The following is a 16917-nucleotide window of genomic DNA, read 5'->3' on the forward strand; positions in this document are numbered from 1 at the left end:
CCGTTGCCTCAGGCGCCGGGCACCAGGGTGGCGACCTGGAAGCTGCGCGGCCGCGTGGCGCCGTCGGCGCGCAGGATGGCGACACCGTCCACCGGTGGCTTGGTGGACATCAGCGTGAACGAGTACAGCACGCCCCATGACAGCGAATTTCCGCCGGCCGCGTCGCGCCACTCGATGCCGCTGCCGCCGGCGTTGAACTGCCAGTCGTTGCCGGCGTTGATGTCGCCGTCGCGGAACACCGTGCCGGACACCTGGGCGCCGGCGCTGGTGGCCAGTGCGAAGGCGTCGAAGCCCTGGTTATTGGACACGCGGATGTTCGGGTTGGTGCCGGTGATGTCGGCGAACGCGAACTCGAAGTTCATCACCGCGTAGTGGTACTGCCACAGCCCGTTCGGCAGGCGCTTGGCTTTCACTGCCACCTTGGCGCGCGATGCCTCGGTCACGAGTTCGGTCATCAGCGTCCGCTCGAAGCGGGCGCCCAGCTTCGGATTGCGCGGATTGGTCGGCGTATTGCCCTGTGCGAACCAGCGGTCGATCGCCGGGCCGAGGCGTTCGCTGCCGTTGCTGGCGTTCCAGGTGGAGCCGGTCCACGCGGGCGTGACCGGGCGTGACGACATCGAGTTGTAGATGTTGATGTCGTCGCGCGCGATGTACCAGGACTCGTACATCCAGGTGGCGCCGGGATGCAGCGACGGCGCGATCTGCGATTCGCGCACCACCAGGCGCTCCCAGTACTCGTCGCCCGGGCCGGTGTTCATGACGCCGTCGCAGTTGGTGTCGAAGGTCGAGCCGCAGCGGCCCCACAGTCCGGCGGAAGGCACCAGTTCGCTGCGCGGCGACAGGCCCTGCGTGTAGTCGTTGTTGCCGGCCGAGTAGGTGTCGGTACAGCCGCGGCCGAGCGCGTGGCCGTGGTGGTCGCCGCTGTCCAGGCAGCTGCCGTTGGTGGTCAGGTAGGCCTGCTTCACGCCCGAGCGGCCGATCTGCTCGATGCTGCCGTCGGCGTTGGTGCGGTACATGTTCCAGATGAGGTACGGGTGCTGGTCGTTCTGGTACGGCGGCGACGGCGCGGTGAACTTCTGGTACCACGGGATGGTGGCGGTCCAGCGCGCGGTGCTGGTGCCAAGCGGATCGCCGGGCACGGTGGCGCTGATGTTGCCCTCGTTGACGTTGTTCTTCAGCGTCGACGACGGCGTGAACACCACCTGGCCGCTGCCGTTGGGGCCGGTGCAGCTGCGGCAGCGCGTGTAGTACAGCGTGGTGTTCTGCATGAACAGGTCGTTTTCGTAGACGCCACCATTGGGCGCCGGGGCGCCGTGCCAGGTGATGTAGTTCGCGAGCGGGCGCGCGCCGCCGCTGCCACGCACCTGCACGGTGGCGTCCAGCTGCACCTCGCCGATCGGCCAGCCGGCGGCATACGGCGCGCCGATGCGCCTGGCCAGCCGCTCGCTGATCATGATGTCGGACGAACCGATGGTGAGCGCTGCCGGGTCGTCGAGCAGCTCGTGCATCACGTGGTCGACATGGAACCAGGCCACGCCGTCGGCGCCGACCAGGTCGAACTCCGGCTCGGCACCGGCCGCGACCTTGCGCGGGACCAGGCGGAAGCCGTCGAGGTCGATGCTGCCGTCGCGCAGTTCAAGCCGGTAGCCGCCGCGCGCCTGCAGCGCGCCGCCGGTCATCTCGCGTGCATAGCCGTTGTCGACGTTGAAGCGCAGCTGCGAGAACGGCTGCAGGGCGAAGCGCTCGGAGCCGTCGCTGGCGCGCGTGCCGAGCACCGAAGCGGGGCGGATGCGGATGCCGAGGTCGCCGGCAAGGTCGTTGTTCCAGCGGATGCCGATGTCGCCACCGGCGACGGCCCATGGCCTGGACTGCACTTCGCCCGTCGCGGGTCTGTCGACGGCGGTGCGCGCCTGCGACTGCGCGAGCGCGGTGGCGGTGGTGCCGGCGACGCCGGCCGCCAGCAAGCCGCCGATCACGACGGGTAGGACGTTCTTCCTGCAAAGACGCATCGGTTCTCTCTCCCTTGAACGTGATGTCGGCCCCCCCGGTCCGACGAACGTCCGAGCATATGCGAGAACCGGGCCTGTCAACCACGTGCGCCGGCGCATGCTGCGCCGCGGGAAAAGAAGGGGCGCAGGGCGCCCCCCGATGCATCAGAGGATCGAGAGCGCCATGTCCTTGCGCTCGGACAGCCGCTTCTCGAGGTAGTGGATGTTCTGTCCACCGTCCTCGAAGCCGCGGTCGGCGAGGATGCGCTGCTGCAGCGCGATGTTGGTCTTGATGCCGTCGACCACCATCTCCGACAACGCCACGCGCATGCGGCAGATCGCCTGCTCCCGCGTCGCGCCGTGCACGATCAGCTTGCCGATCATCGAGTCGTAGTTGGCCGGCACGCGGTAGCCCTCGTAGATGTGCGAGTCCACGCGCACGCCCGGCCCGCCCGGGGCGTGGAAGTGCTGGATCAGGCCCGGCGAGGGCAGGAAGCTGTCCGGGTCCTCGGCGTTGATGCGGCATTCGATCGCGTGGCCGTTCAACACCACGTCCTCCTGGCGGATCGACAGCGGCCGACCGGACGCGATCAGCAGCTGTTCGCGGATCAGGTCGATGCCGGTGACCATTTCGGTGACCGGATGCTCCACCTGGATGCGGGTGTTCATTTCGATGAAGTAGAAGCGGCCGTCCTCGTACAGGAACTCGAACGTGCCGGCGCCGCGGTAGCCGATGCGGATGCAGGCCTCCACGCAGGTCCGGCCGATCGCCTCGCGCTGTTCGGCGCTGATGCCCGGCGCCGGTGCCTCCTCGACCACCTTCTGGTGGCGGCGTTGCATGGAGCAGTCACGCTCGCCGAGGTGGATGGCGTTGCCCTGGCCGTCGGCGAGCACCTGGATCTCCACGTGGCGCGGGTTCTCCAGGAACTTCTCCATGTAGACCATGTCGTTGCCGAACGCGGCCTTGGCCTCGGCCTTGGTGGTCTGGATGGCGGTGACCAGCGCGGCTTCGGTGTGCACCACGCGCATGCCGCGCCCGCCGCCGCCGCCGGAGGCCTTCACGATCACCGGATAACCGATCTCGCGGGCGATCTTCACGTTGGCCTCGGGCTCGTCGCCGAGCGGGCCGCCGCTGCCGGGCACGCAGGGCACGCCGGCCTCCTGCATGGCGCGGATGGCTTCCACCTTGTCGCCCATCAGGCGGATGGTGTCGGCCTTGGGGCCGATGAACACGAAGCCGGACTGCTCCACGCGCTCGGCGAAGTCCGCGTTCTCGGCCAGGAAGCCGTAGCCGGGGTGGATCGCCTGCGCATCGGTGACCTCGGCGGCGGCGATGATGCTGGCCATGTCGAGGTAGCTCTGCTGCGACGGTGCCGGCCCGATGCATACCGATTCATCGGCCATCGCCACGTGCTTGAGGTTGCGGTCGACGGTGGAGTGCACCGCGACCGTGCGGATGCCGAGCGCATGGCAGGCGCGCAGGATGCGCAGCGCGATCTCGCCGCGGTTGGCGATGACGACCTTGTCGAGCATGGTCCGCGCCTCAGCCGATCACGAACAGCGGCTGGTCGAACTCGACCGGCTGGCCGCTCTCGCCGAGCACGGCGAGCACGGTGCCGCCGACGTCGGCCTCGATCGGGTTGAACATCTTCATCGCCTCGATGATGCCCAGCGTCTCGCCGGCCTTGACCGCCTGGCCGACGGTGACGAAGGCCGGCTTGTCGGGTGCCGGCGACGAATAGAACGTGCCGACCATCGGCGAGCGCACGACGTGGCCGTCGGGCAGGGCCGGGCCGGTGGGCTCCGCGGCGGCGGGGCGCCCGCCGGTGGCGGCGTCGACCGGCGACTGCATCGGCATCGGCGGGCCGCGGTGGTAGTCCGCCGGTGCCGGCGCGGACATCGCCGCCGTGCCGCGCGGCACGCGTGCCAGGCGGACGGACTCTTCGCCTTCCTTGATCTCGATCTCGGCGAGGTTGGATTCCTCGAGCAGGTCGATCAGCTTCTTGATTTTTCTCAGGTCCATGCGGGCCTCGTCTGGTGGTGTCCGCGCTGGTGCGCAGGCGATGGGAATGGGGAGTTGCGGAAAGTCAGGGCGCGGTGCCGAGGCGCGGCAGGGCCGCATCCAGCGCCAGCGAATAACTGGTGGCGCCAAAGCCGCAGACCACGCCGACGGCCAGGTCGCTGAAAAAGCTCTGGCGACGGAACGGCTCGCGGGCGTGCGGGTTGGACAGGTGCACCTCGATGAACGGCACGGCGACCGCGGCCAGCGCGTCGCGCAGGGCCACCGAGGTGTGGGTGAATGCGGCCGGATTGAGCAGGATGAAGCCGGTGCCGTCGACCGAGGCGGCCTGCACGCGATCGACCAGCACGTGCTCGGCGTTGGACTGCAGGCTCTCGAACGCGTGCCCCGCGGACTCCACCCGGGCGCGCAGCGCGGCGTCGATCGACGCCAGCGTGTCGCGGCCGTAGATCTCCGGCTCGCGGCTGCCGAGCAGGTTGAGGTTGGGTCCATGGAGGACGAGGAGCTTGCCCATTCGCTGCTGCGCGGCCCGTGGCCAAAAACGGCGGCCAGTCTGCGCCAAGCGTCGGATCGTGTCCAGATCGCAGAAGTTGCGCCAAAAACCGCTGTTTTAAGCGCCCGTTTGAGTCGCTGCCCTCAGGGGGCCGCCCAGCCGCTGATTTCGCCGTGCGAGAACGGCCCGATCCGCTGCTTCAGCAGGCGCCCGTCAGCACCGATCAGTACCGTATACGGCAGTACGCCGCGCGGATTGCCGAGCTGCACGCCGGAGTCGCGCGGGCCGGGCGTATCGATCGCGATCGGGTAGCTGACCGGAATGCGCGCCAGGAAGTCTTCCACCGCGGCCTGGTCATCGAGCGCGATGCCGAGGACCTGCACGCCGTTGGCACCCTGTTCGACGGCGAAGCGCTCCAGTTCCGGCATCTCCTCGATGCACGGCCCGCACCAGCTGGCCCACAGGTTCACCAGCAACGGGCGGCCTGCGGAGTCGCCCGGGACGATGATCGGTGCGCCATCCAGGCCGGGCAGGGTGATCGTCGGGACCTGCTCTCCACGCGTCGCGACCTGCAGGCCGTCCGGCGCGGGCGGCGCGACGGCGGACATCGCGCCCTGCATCGCCCGCTGGCCCAGCTCGGTGCGCAGCAGCGGGCCGGGGCCGTTCACCGCCAGGCCGGCCACGATACCCAGCACCCCGGCGGCCAGCGCCGCCAGCACCACGGTCCGCGTGCGCATCAGCGCGCCGCCCGCTCGATGGCGGCCACCGCGGTCGCGCGGTCGAGCACCGCCGGCAGCACTTCGCCCGGACCGCCGTCGCGCGGGTACACGACGTACAGCGGCACCCCGACCGCGCGGTGCACGGCCAGGAACGCGCTGATCTCCGGATCCACGTTGGTCCAGTCGCCGACCATGTAGGTGGCGCCGGCGCGCTCCAGCGCGTCGCGGAACGCGTCGCTGGTCAGCGTGCCGCGCTCGTTGGCCTTGCAGGTCACGCACCAGTCGGCGGTCATGTTCACGAACACCACCCGGCCTTCGTCGCGCAGCGCCTGCAGCCGCGCGGCGGAGTAGGCGACGGTGGCCTCACCGGCCGGCTGCTGCACCCGCTCGGGCGGCGGCAGGCGCGCGACCATCCACACCGGGGCCAGCGCCACCAGCAGCAGCGCGAGCGCCGGCAGGCGCCGCCATCCGCCGCGCATGCGCGCACGCTCGAACCACCACAGGGCGAGCGCCATCAGCGCCACGCCGATCGCCACCAGCGCCATCGCGTCCACACCGCGCTGCTTGCCGAGCACCCACGCAAGCCAGATCGCGGTCAGGTACATCGGGAACGCAAGTACCTGCTTCAGCGTCTCCATCCAGGCGCCGGGCTTGGGCAGCCGGTCCGCCAGCCCCGGCACGAAGCCGACCAGCAGGAACGGCAGCGCGAGTCCCAGGCCCAGCGCCAGGAACACCGCCAGCGCCGCGGGCGTGGGCGCGGCGAACGCGAACGCCAGCGCACCGCCCATGAACGGCGCGATGCACGGGCTGGCCACCACGCAGGCCAGCACGCCGGTAAAGAAGTCCCCGAGCGGACCGCTGCGCGTGGCCAGTCCGCGGCCCAGGTTGGCACTGCCGCCGATGGTGAACACCCCCGACAGGCTCAGTCCCACGGCGGCCATCAGCAGGACCAGCGCAGCCACGAAGCCCGGCTGCTGCAGCTGGAACCCCCAGCCCAGCGCCTGGCCCGCGGCGCGCAGCGCGATCACCAGCAGGCCGATCACCGCAAACGCCGCCAGCACGCCGGCGGTGTACCAGAGCGCGTGGCGGCGCGCGGCGGCGCGGCCGGAGCCGGTCTGCGCCAGCCCGAGCACCTTGAGGGAGAGGATCGGCAGCACGCAGGGCATGACGTTGAGCAGCAGGCCGCCGGCAAGCGCCAGCAGCAGGGCGGCCAGCACGCCGGTGCCCGCCGCGGCCGGCGGCGTGCTGCGCGCGGCGTTGTCGCTGGTGGCGTCCGGGGTTGCCGCGGGCGCGCTGGCGTCGCCGCCCGGGGCCACGCCGCTGCCGGTGCCGGAGGTCGGCAAGCGCGCCGCGCCGCTGTCGCCACTGCCGGCTTCGACATCACCCCCGCCGCCGGCGGCGTTGTCGCGGACGCCCGCGTCGGCCCCAACCGCCGTGGCCGCGTCGCCGGGCGTCGTTGCTGGCGTCGCGGCGGGCGTGACCGTTCCGGCCGGAAGCGCCAGGCGCACGCTGCGCGTCATCGGCGGGTAGCAGATGCCGTCGTTCTGGCATCCCTGGAACGTGGCGGTCAACGTGGCCTGGCGGGCTTCGCCGTGCCTGCGCAGCAGTGGCAGCGGCACGTCGACCTGGTCGAAATAGACCACCACGTCGCCAAAATGTTCGTCGTGGTGCGACACGCCGCGCGGCCAGCGCGGCGCCGCGGCGGTGATGCCGTCGGCCTCGAGCCGGAAGCTGCTGCGGTCCCGGTACAGGTAGTAGCCGGGCGCCGGGGTGAAGCGCATCAGCACCGTGTTGCCGTCGCCGGCAATCGCTTCGAAGCCGAACGCCTGCGCTTCTGGCAGTGGCAGCGCGTCCGCCCTGCCGCCTGCGGACAGGGCTGGCGCGCCGGGCTGCGGTGCGCCGCCGCCGAGGGCGCGGCCGAGCGCGGCGAAGCCGGCGTCAGGGGCCGCACTCGAGGGCGCAGCCGGCAGGGCCACGGTCACGATGCGCGTCTGCGGTGGATAGCAGACGCCCAGGTCGGCGCAGCCCTGGTAGCGGACCTTCAGGCGCGTGCTGGCGGCAGCGCCGGCCTGCCCGGTGAGCACCGCCTCGACGCGGCCGCGATACGTCTCGACCTCGCCGAAGAATTCGTCGGTGTGCCGGCGCCCGGCGGGCAGCTGCAGGCCGCGGGCATCCACCGAAAAACCGGCGTCCACGGGCTCGGCGCCCATGCGGTGGCGATACAGGTAGTAGCCGTCGGCGATCGTCCAGGCGAGCTCGATGCGCCCCGCGTCGGTCGCCTGGGCGCGCAGCACGAAGGCTTCGTCGACCGGCAGCAGGTCGTCGACGTCGACGGCGGCAACGGCCAAGCATGGCAGGAAAAGCAGGGCGAGCGCCAGGCATGCGCGGCGCCAGCTGGCGGCAGACGTGATGGAGGGAGCGTTCAACGGGCGCCGGGTGCGGGGAGGGCAGCCTAGGGTAGCGGAGACATGGCCCGCAGGCAGGCGGCGCGTCGGGATGAGCGGCCCCTGGGACACACAGTTGCGTGCTCCCCGTGCATCGGGCAGGCCGGCGATTGCCGCCGGCATGCCATGCGAGGGCCGGCGACATCGGCCGGCCCTCGCAGGTGGAACCTTGCCTCAGCGGACAGCGCTGCGGATAGCCGGTGCCGATACCTTGGCCGGTGCAGCGACAACCTTCGACGGCGTGGCCGTCGTGGAAGGACGGTACGGCGGACGCAGCTTCGGGTTGCGCGGCGTGTCGCCACCGGGCGTGCCGAGTTCGCAGACCGTCGGCGTGGTGGAGGTGAACAACGCGTTGCTCGCCCACTCCGGATGGTCGATGAACGGGTTGCGGTTGCCCTGGTACGCGGCCACCACTTCGTTGCGCGCGCGCTCGGCGTCATCCGGCGGATCGCCGGCGTGCCAGTCGAGCAGGGTGGACAACATGCCCATGTAGGCCGGCGACGACGACGTGCCCACGATCAGGCTGCGGTTGTTGGTGAGCTCGAGGTCGGGCTCGGCCTGGCCGTTGGTCGGGTGCACGCCGCCTTCGTAGCGGATCGCCATGTACAGCACCGCACGTGCCATGTCGCCCTTGCGCGCGCCCCAGGCTTCGAACGAACCCTGGTTGCCGTTCGGTCCCTTGAACCAGTTCGAGTTGCCGGGATACGTGCCGCTGCCGCCGCCACGGCCGTTGTTGGCCTCGGTGACGCGCTCGGTGCAGCCGGACGCCTGCGTGCAGTTGTCGAAGGGCATGTTGCCGCGATTGGAGTTGTAGAGCTCGTCGCTCAGGTAAAGCATGTGCGCATCGGTGTACGGGGCGTTGGGGAAGCCCTTGTTGCCGGTGGTGCTGGGGAAGCCGAGCGAGTTCGGCCAGGTGTGTTCGCGGTTGTACTTGTTGCTGCCGCCGCTGCCGGCGCGGTCGGTGCCCTTGGTGTAGCTGCGGTTGCGGTACACGTCGAGGATCTTGCCGGCGTCGTTCGGGTCTTCGTCGGCGATCTCGAGGATCGTCCAGGTGCTGGTGCCGCTGCCGCTGTACGGATAGGCCACGTGGCCGTTGATGGTTTCGTGCAGCGAGCAGCGCAGCTGGCCGGGGCTGGAGGTGTTCACCAGGCCGTAGTAGCCCGCACCGCCGTTGCCGCCGCCGAGCGGGAGCTTCACCTTGAACGCCACGTCGGTGTCGGCTTCAAGCGCAGCGCCGTCGAGGTCGGCGATGTGCGTCGCGTCAACCAGCAGCGAGCACGCCTGGCCAGGCACCAGCGGCTTGGCCGGGGTGAGGGCGAAGGTGGTCGCCTGGGCGACATGGTCGAGGTCGAGGCGCTGGCGGCGCAGGCCGTCGCAGGCCAGCACGAACGCGCCGGGCTGGGCGACCACCGGCTCGCTGAAGGTCACGCTCAGGTCCGCGGCGTACGGGAAGTCGGTGCCGCCGTTGGCCGGGAACGTGGTGGTGACGCGCGGCGCGGCGTTGCCGGCCTCGCCGAAGGACTGGTTGTTGTTGCAGGTGCCGAAGGTCTGGGTGGCCGAGTCCGCCCAGCTGAAGCTGGCGTAGGTGTTGCCGGTGCCGCCCAGCTGCAGCGACGTGCCGACCGGCGCCATGTTGGACTCGAAGACACCGATGTCGGTGCTGGTCAAGCCCGCGGCCGGACCGTTGCTGGCGGTCATCGCGCCTTCGTAGCTCAGGAACTGGACCACGTTGCCCTGCGGGTCGATCAGGGCGATGCCGTCCGGCGAGCCGTTCTGCAGGCCGTCCAGCGGATAGTTGATGGTGGCCAGCCGCACCTGGCCGCCGCACGCGACCACGTTGCCCGCGGGCACCGCGGTGGTGGAATAGCTGGCGTTGTTGCTGCCGTTGTAGAGCACGACCTGGTAGCCGCTCAGGCTTTCGCCCGCGCTGGCGACGATCTCGATCGCCTCGCCCACGTCGGTGCCGGCGTTGTCGTAGTGGATCTCGTTGACGAAGACGTCAGCGTGAGCCGGAAGTGCTGCGAACGCGGCCAGCGCGATCGCGCAGCGGACCGATAGTGTGGAACGACGCATAGGTGACTCCCCTGTGAAAGCGGGCGAGCGTACCCCGCCCATATGACGGTTGCCATAGCAAGCGCACGCAGCTTTCCATTTGCCTGCACGCCGGCGTGACGCCGTCCACGTATCGTGATGACTCCCCCGCATTCACGCCGAATCGATGTTCTCTCCGATCCACAGCTCCAGGGCCCTTGCGGGCCTGGTCGTCGTTCTCCTGGGCCTTGCCGCCGGGCCCGTCGCCGCGCGCGAGGCGGCGGATATCGAGATCGCGCTCGGCGCGTCCAACACCACCGACCGCGAGTTCACGCCGGTCGCATCGGTGGCCTGGCTGCCGGAGCTCATGCAGATGCACAACGCCGTGCTGCGCGCAGATGCAGGCGTTGTCTACGTCGACGGACGCGGCGACGTGGTGGGCCGTGACCTGGGCGACAGCGTGGTGGTGGGCCATGTCGGCCTGCGCTACGAGCGCACCGACAACGGCCTGACGCTGGGCGCCGGCGTGGGCGGTCAGGCGGGCGAGACCGACGCCCTGTCGGGCGACGTGCAGTTCATCACCACCGGCGGCTGGCGCTGGGAGCGGTTCTCGCTGCTGGTGCGCCACATCTCCAATGCCAGCCTGAACTCGCCCAATGACGGCGAGACCATGCTCGTGGCCGGCTGGCGCTTCTAGCGCACCCGCCGGGCGCGTTCCGCCCGGCGCACATCCTTGTTCCGCCGGGGCCTTGATCCCGGCCCGCCCCGCCCCATCTTCCGTGCATCCCGGCATTGCCGGGTTTTCGTGGCCCGGGTTTTGGCACTCGGCATGGCCGACTGCTAGAATTCGCGCCCGATACCCCCGTTTCTTCAACCCAATCAATAACTTGTGAGGATTGCCATGAACCTGAAGCCGCTCTACGACCGCGTGGTCGTCAAGCCCATCGAAGCCGACGAAGTCTCCGCCGGCGGCATCCTGATCCCGGACAACGCCAAGGAAAAGCCCACCAAGGGCGAAGTGGTCGCGGTCGGCGAGGGCAAGGCGCTCGACAACGGCACCGTGCGCGCGCCGAAGGTCAAGGTCGGCGACAAGGTCATCTACGGCCAGTACTCCGGCTCCGCCTACAAGCTGGAAGGCGTCGAATACAAGATCGTGCGCGAAGACGACATCCTCGCCGTCCTCGGCTGAGCCCCGCGCCCCACTTCTTCCACCCCTGATCCCAATTCGAGGTAATTCCAATGTCCGCCAAGGAAATCCGTTTCGGTGAGGACGCGCGCGCAAAGATGGTGCGCGGCGTCAACATTCTCGCCAATGCCGTCAAGGCGACCCTCGGCCCGAAGGGCCGCAACGTCGTGCTCGAGAAGAGCTACGGCGCCCCCACGATCACCAAGGACGGCGTGTCCGTCGCGAAGGAGATCGAGCTCGCCGACAAGTTCGAGAACATGGGCGCGCAGATGGTGAAGGAAGTCGCGTCCAAGACCTCCGACAACGCCGGTGACGGCACCACCACCGCCACCGTGCTGGCGCAGGCGCTGATCCGCGAGGGTTCCAAGGCGGTCGCCGCCGGCATGAACCCGATGGACCTCAAGCGCGGCATCGACCAGGCCGTCAAGGCCGCCGTCGCCGAGCTGAAGGCCATGTCCAAGCCCACCGCCGACGACAAGGCGATCGCCCAGGTCGGCACGATCTCGGCCAACTCGGACGAGTCGATCGGCACGATCATCGCCGACGCGATGAAGAAGGTCGGCAAGGAAGGCGTGATCACCGTTGAAGAAGGCTCGGGCCTGGACAACGAACTCGACGTCGTCGAGGGCATGCAGTTCGACCGCGGCTACCTGTCGCCGTACTTCATCAACAACCAGCAGTCGATGTCGGCGGACCTGGATGACCCGTTCATCCTGCTGCACGACAAGAAGATCTCCAACGTCCGTGACCTGCTCCCGGTCCTGGAAGGCGTCGCCAAGTCGGGCAAGCCGCTGCTGATCGTCGCCGAGGAAGTCGAAGGCGAGGCCCTGGCCACGCTGGTCGTCAACACCATCCGCGGCATCGTCAAGGTCGTCGCCGTCAAGGCGCCGGGCTTCGGCGACCGTCGCAAGGCGATGCTGGAAGACATGGCCATCCTCACCGGCGGCACCGTGATCTCCGAAGAAGTCGGCCTGTCGCTCGAGAAGGCGACCATCAAGGACCTCGGCCGCGCGAAGAAGATCCAGGTCTCCAAGGAAAACACCACGATCATCGACGGCGCGGGCGAGAGCTCGGGCATCGAAGGCCGCATCAAGCAGATCAAGGCGCAGATCGAGGACACGTCCTCCGACTACGACAAGGAAAAGCTGCAGGAGCGCGTTGCCAAGCTCGCCGGCGGCGTGGCGGTGATCAAGGTCGGTGCCTCGACCGAGATCGAGATGAAGGAAAAGAAGGCCCGCGTCGAAGACGCCCTGCACGCCACGCGCGCTGCGGTGGAAGAAGGCGTGGTCCCGGGCGGCGGCGTTGCGCTGGTGCGCGCGCTGCAGGCCATCGGCCAGCTCAAGGGTGCCAACGAAGACCAGAACCACGGCATCGTGATCGCCCTGCGCGCCATGGAAGCCCCGCTGCGCGAGATCGTCACCAACTGCGGTGAAGAGCCGAGCGTGGTGCTGAACAAGGTCAAGGACGGCAGCGGCAACTACGGCTACAACGCCCAGACCGGCGAGTACGGCGACATGATCGCGTTCGGCATCCTGGACCCGACCAAGGTCACCCGTTCGGCACTGCAGAACGCGGCCTCGATCGCCGGCCTGATGATCACCACCGAAGCGATGGTGGCCGAGCTTCCGAAGAAGGACGAGCCGGCCATGCAGGGCGGCGGCGACATGGGCGGCATGGGCGGCATGGGCTTCTAAGCCAGTCTCCAGTTGTCACACCGCACCACGAAAAACCCCGCCGCGAGGCGGGGTTTTTCTTTGCCCGGGTCAGGGGAGCGCCAGGCAGTGCGCTTCGCTGGGGCGCGCCAGGCAACGCGCCAGGGGCTCCGCCGCAGCATGTGCCGCGAGGCCGGATTCCAGGGTGGCCAGGACTTCATGCTGCCCCTGCCGGTGGGCCAGCAACAGCGACAGCATCCACGGCCGCATCCAGTAGCGGTCGCCGGTCTCCGGAGGTCTCGTGCCGCGCATTTCCGCGGCAAGCTTCGCCGCCTCCGCCAGCTCGCCCCGCACCAGGTGCAGCTCCGCGTGTGCCTGGGTGTGCATCATCTGCGGCGGCTCACCGTCTGCCATTGGACACCCGGCAAGCGTCCGCGCCGCGCCGCCGAGGTCACCCAGCCGGAGCTGGACGCTCGCGCGTACTCCGCAGCTGCCGTATCCGGTCGCTGACGCCCGGTAATCGTGCTGGCCAAGGATCTGCCAACTGCGCTCCAGGTCGACAAGGGCGGCACCGTGGTCACCCAGCGCGGCTCGCACGTAGCCGCTGTAGCGGAAGCAGGCCTCGACGTGGAGGTCGCTGCGTTCGAGCGCCGTGTTGATCTCGTTGGCGATCGCGTAGTGCTCGAGTGCCTCGGCGTGACGTCCGCGCCACTGCAGGAAGGCGGCCAGCTGGCAATGCACGGATGATCTGGTCGAGTGCGGCCTGGTGTAGATGCGGTCGGCGATGGCGGCGGCTTCGAACGCGATCTGCTCGGCACGGGCATGGTCGCCTGCCCGGCTGAAGCTGGGCACCTGGTTGGCAAGTGCGCTGGCGTGCCAGCCGCTGTCGGTGCCGTCGAGCAATCGCGACAGCCGGATTTCCTCCTCCGCGAGCGCGACGATCCGCGCGGTGTCGTCCGGATCCGTTGCATTCATCGCAGTGCCCAGGCCGCCGAGCGCGGTGAGGTGCAGCTCGGTGTCCTGCAGTCCGTGCTGCAGCAGGGCCTCCAGCACCTCCTCGAACATCACCTTGGCGGCGTGGGGGTCGCTGCTGAACAGGCCCATGGCGAGCGTGGTCTTCGCCTCGAGGAGCGGCCGTGGATCATTTGCGCCCGCAAGTGCCAGCTCCGCGAACGCCACGCCCGCGCGCGCGTGCGCGAGCGCGGCATCGACTTCGCCGCGATCGCGCATCAGACGGCTGAGATCGCTCTCGACGCGGGCGCGTTCCGCGTGCGCGTCGGGGGCGTGGACCGCGAACAGGTCGCGGGCCTGCTCCAGGTCGGTGCGTGCTTCATCGACGTGGTCCAGCTCCAGTCGCGCCCTGCCCGTGAGCATCAGGATGTCCGCCGCGGCGAGCGGATCATCCGCAAGGACCTCAGAGCGCGCGCGTTGCGCGCCTTCGCCCAGAAGTTCCAGCGCATCCGGTACGCGGCCGTTGGCCGGCTCGGTCGACGCGAACACGCGCTGCAGGAAATCGCGGACGAGGATCGCGCGCTGCGCCTGCACCCGTGCGTTCGCCGCTTCGTTCCTTGCCACGCTGGCCTGCCACAGGGTGGCCCCGATGCCGCCCGCCAGACTGGCCGCCAGCAACACGCCAGCCGCCACCCCAAGCGCATTGCGCGCCACGAACTTCCGAACCCGGTAGCCAAGGCCCGGCGCCTGCGCCAGCACCGGCATGCCGTCCAGCCAGCGGCGCAGGTCGTCGGCGAAGGATTCGGCGGATGGATAGCGTGCGCCCGGCTGCTCGGCCAGCGCCTTGAGCAGGACGCGGTCGAGGTCGTTCTTCAGCGGCACGTAGTGGCGGTGGCAGGCGTCGCGGCTGTCGCGCACCAGCTGCGAGGGACGCGTGGTGGTGCCGGCGCCGGTGGCGGCCTGCGGCGTGCGCCCGGTGAGCAGGCGGTGCAGCAGGGCGCCCAGGCCGTAGACGTCGATCGCGGTGCTCGGCGGCGCGCCGTCCATCTGCTCCGGTGCGGCGTAGCCGGGTGTCATCGCCCGCCACATGGTCTGCGTGGCCTCGTCGGTGGAGTCGGTGAACTGGCCGATGCCGAAGTCGAGCAGGCGTACGTGGCCGCCGGCTTCGACCAGGACGTTGGATGGTTTCAGGTCGCGGTGGATCACCAGGTTGCGGTGGGCGTAGGCCACGGCGTCGCAGACCTGCAGGTAGAGCCGCACGGTCGCGCGCGCATCGGGCGAATGCGCTTCGCACCAGCGGTCGATGCGCTCGCCCTCGACCAGCGGCATCGCCAGCCAGCAGGTGCCGTCGGCGGCGCTGCCGGAGTCGGTGAGCGGGGTGATGTTGGGGTGGTTGAGGCGGGCGAGGATGGCGGCCTCGCGCTGGAAACGCTCACGCCCGGTGGCGCCCAGCGCGGCCAGCGTCAGGATCTTGATCGCCGCGTGCTGGCGCGCCATGCCGTCGTCGCGTGATGCGCGGTAGACCACGGCCATGCCGCCGCGGCCGAGCTCGGACTCCAGGGTCCAGCTGCCCAGCCTGCAGCCCGCCAGGTCGCCGCGCAGCGGGTCGAGCGAGGCGCGCGGGCGCACGTGTGCGTTGGTCAGCTGTTCCAGGCGATGGGCGACGGCCGGGTCGGGCCGTTGCGCGGCGAGCCAGGCCGCGCGTTCGCCTTCGGGCAGGTCCAGCCACTGGTCGAAGAGGGTGTCGGCGGCGCGCCAGTCGTCGAGGTCACGCGGGTCGATCGGCATGGTCGTCGTCGAGGAAGGCCTGCAGGAAGGCCCGCGCGCGCTCCCATTCGCGCTGCGCGGTGCGCTCGGAGATGCCGAGCAGGGTGGCGACTTCGGCGAATTCCAGGCCTCCGAAGTAGCGAAGCTCGACCACCTGGCGGCGTTGCGTGCTGATCGCGTCCAGCGCCTCCAGGCCTTCGTGCAGGGCGAGGATGGCGGTGTCGGCGACCGGAGCTGCCGGGAACTGATCGTCCAGCTCGACGTGGGCCAGGCCGCTGCCACGCTTCTGCGCGGATCCGCTGCGGGCGTTCTCCACCATGATCCAGCGCAGCGCCTGGGCCGCGGCGGCGAAGAAGTGCCGGCGATCGGCGAGGCGCAGGTTGTTGCTGCCGGTGACGCGCAGGAACAGCTCGTGGACCAGGACGGTGGGGCTGAGGGTGGCGTCGTGGCCGCGCAGCCGCGAGCGCGCCATGCGCCTGAGTTCGGGGTACAGCGCTTCGAACACCGCACCCAGGCGCTCGGGCTCGCCATTGCGCGCGTCGGCAAGCAGTTGAGTGATATCCGTTTCGACCACGCCGGCCTCCCCGCCTGGGCGCAAGCCCGCACCGTAGCAGCCACTCCGGGGGGTCGCCAGCCGTCATCCGGTCTTGCCGGCGGGATGCCACAATCGCGCCACCCGAATTTCGCTGGATTCCGATGGCCGGTGCTTCGCTGCTCCTCCTGCTCGACGACATCGCCGCCATCCTCGACGACGTCTCCATCCTCACCAAGGTGGCCGCCAAGAAGACGGCCGGCGTGCTCGGCGACGACCTGGCGCTGAACGCGCAGCAGGTGGCCGGGGTGCGCGCGCACCGCGAGCTGCCGGTGGTGTTCGCGGTGTTCAAGGGGTCGATGCTCAACAAGGCGATCCTGGTGCCGGCGGCGCTGGCGATCAGCCTGTGGCTGCCGTGGCTGGTCACCCCGCTGATGATGATCGGCGGCGCCTACCTCTGTTACGAGGGCGTGGAAAAGCTGGCCCACAAGTTCCTGCACAAGGAGGACGCGCCGCCGCCGCGCAACGATTCGCAGCGGCGCGCCGAGGCGGTGCTGGCGAAAGCGGCCGCCGCGCCGAACGAGGCGGACGTGCTCGCCAGCGAAAAGCAGAAGATCCGCGGTGCGATCCGCACCGACTTCATCCTCTCCGCCGAGATCATCGTGCTGTCGCTGGGCGTGGTGGCGGGTCAGCCGCTGCCGCAGCAGGTGACGGTGCTGGTGGTGATCGCGCTGGCCATGACCTTCGGTGTCTACGGCCTGGTCGCGGGCATCGTGAAGCTCGACGACGTCGGCCTGTGGCTGACCAAGAAGCCCGGGAAGGTCGCATGCATGGTCGGGCGCGGCCTGCTGTACGCCACGCCCTGGCTGATGAAGACGCTGTCGGTGCTCGGCACCGCGGCAATGTTCCTGGTCGGTGGCGGCATCCTGGTGCACTCGATTCCCGTGCTGCACCACGCGGTCGAGGCCCTCGGGCCGGACGGCTGGCTGGGTGCGATCGTCAGCGCGCTGTGCAATGCGCTGGTCGGCATCGCCGCCGGCGCGCTGGTGCTGGGCGCGGTGACGCTGTTCGGAAAGCTGCGCGGCAAGGCGCCGGAGCCGGCGCACTGAAGCTATAGTCGGCACCCGCACCACA

Annotated in this window: 13 protein-coding genes; 4 read left to right on the forward strand and 9 right to left on the reverse strand. The window is 69.9% G+C overall.

The window, feature by feature from the left end; genetic code table 11:
- Positions 1–8: 8 nt before the first annotated feature.
- The 7 genes from JGR64_RS02065 to JGR64_RS02095 form a co-directional block, all read right to left on the reverse strand.
- The gene (locus tag JGR64_RS02065) at positions 9–2009 is read right to left on the reverse strand and encodes a hypothetical protein (protein WP_199374875.1); all 2001 of its coding nucleotides are present in this window, start codon (positions 2007–2009) and stop codon (positions 9–11) included.
- A gap of 144 nt (positions 2010–2153) precedes the next feature.
- Entirely contained in the window at positions 2154–3521 is a 1368-nt protein-coding gene (gene accC / locus JGR64_RS02070; RefSeq protein WP_199374876.1) for an acetyl-CoA carboxylase biotin carboxylase subunit, read from the reverse strand.
- A 10-nt stretch (positions 3522–3531) separates the two neighbouring features.
- Positions 3532–4011: an acetyl-CoA carboxylase biotin carboxyl carrier protein gene (gene accB / locus JGR64_RS02075; protein WP_199374877.1), complete on the reverse strand. Its 480-nt coding sequence runs from the start codon at positions 4009–4011 to the stop codon at positions 3532–3534.
- A 64-nt stretch (positions 4012–4075) separates the two neighbouring features.
- Complete coding sequence (gene aroQ, locus JGR64_RS02080; RefSeq protein WP_199374878.1) at positions 4076–4522, reverse strand: type II 3-dehydroquinate dehydratase; 447 nt, start codon at positions 4520–4522, stop codon at positions 4076–4078.
- A 122-nt stretch (positions 4523–4644) separates the two neighbouring features.
- A complete protein-coding gene (locus tag JGR64_RS02085; RefSeq protein WP_199374879.1) occupies positions 4645–5238 on the reverse strand; it encodes a TlpA disulfide reductase family protein in 594 nt (197 codons plus the stop codon).
- Complete coding sequence (locus JGR64_RS02090; protein WP_234447015.1) at positions 5238–7598, reverse strand: protein-disulfide reductase DsbD; 2361 nt, start codon at positions 7596–7598, stop codon at positions 5238–5240. The genes JGR64_RS02085 and JGR64_RS02090 overlap by 1 nt, the downstream gene beginning before the upstream one ends.
- Positions 7599–7838: 240 nt before the next feature.
- Positions 7839–9737 (reverse strand): endonuclease, encoded by a 1899-nt coding sequence (locus JGR64_RS02095; RefSeq protein WP_199374881.1) that lies wholly within the window; start codon positions 9735–9737, stop codon positions 7839–7841.
- 145 nt (positions 9738–9882) lie between these two features.
- On the opposite strand from JGR64_RS02095, the gene JGR64_RS02100 reads away from it, so the two are divergent.
- The 3 genes from JGR64_RS02100 to groL all read left to right on the forward strand — a co-directional run bounded on the left by JGR64_RS02100 (position 9883) and on the right by groL (position 12575).
- The gene (locus JGR64_RS02100) at positions 9883–10392 is read left to right on the forward strand and encodes an acyloxyacyl hydrolase (RefSeq protein WP_199374882.1); all 510 of its coding nucleotides are present in this window, start codon (positions 9883–9885) and stop codon (positions 10390–10392) included.
- 204 nt (positions 10393–10596) lie between these two features.
- Positions 10597–10884 carry a co-chaperone GroES gene (locus tag JGR64_RS02105; RefSeq protein WP_199374883.1) on the forward strand — a complete coding sequence of 96 codons (288 nt, stop codon included), beginning with the start codon at positions 10597–10599 and terminating at the stop codon, positions 10882–10884.
- Between the two features lie 50 nt (positions 10885–10934).
- Positions 10935–12575, forward strand: a complete 1641-nt coding sequence (gene groL / locus JGR64_RS02110) for a chaperonin GroEL (RefSeq protein ID WP_199374884.1) — start codon at positions 10935–10937, stop codon at positions 12573–12575.
- A gap of 69 nt (positions 12576–12644) precedes the next feature.
- On the opposite strand, the gene JGR64_RS02115 is transcribed toward groL, so the two are convergent.
- A complete protein-coding gene (locus tag JGR64_RS02115; protein ID WP_199374885.1) occupies positions 12645–15272 on the reverse strand; it encodes a serine/threonine-protein kinase in 2628 nt (875 codons plus the stop codon).
- Positions 15253–15825, reverse strand: coding sequence for an ECF-type sigma factor (locus tag JGR64_RS02120; protein WP_199374886.1), 573 nt, complete (start codon positions 15823–15825; stop codon positions 15253–15255). The genes JGR64_RS02115 and JGR64_RS02120 overlap by 20 nt, the downstream gene beginning before the upstream one ends.
- Positions 15826–15947: 122 nt before the next feature.
- Between JGR64_RS02120 and JGR64_RS02125 the strand changes: the two genes are divergently transcribed.
- Entirely contained in the window at positions 15948–16892 is a 945-nt protein-coding gene (locus JGR64_RS02125; protein ID WP_199374887.1) for a DUF808 domain-containing protein, read from the forward strand.
- The last annotated feature ends 25 nt before the right edge of the window (positions 16893–16917 follow it).

This window comes from Luteimonas sp. MC1572 (assembly GCF_016615815.1).
GTDB lineage: Bacteria > Pseudomonadota > Gammaproteobacteria > Xanthomonadales > Xanthomonadaceae > Luteimonas.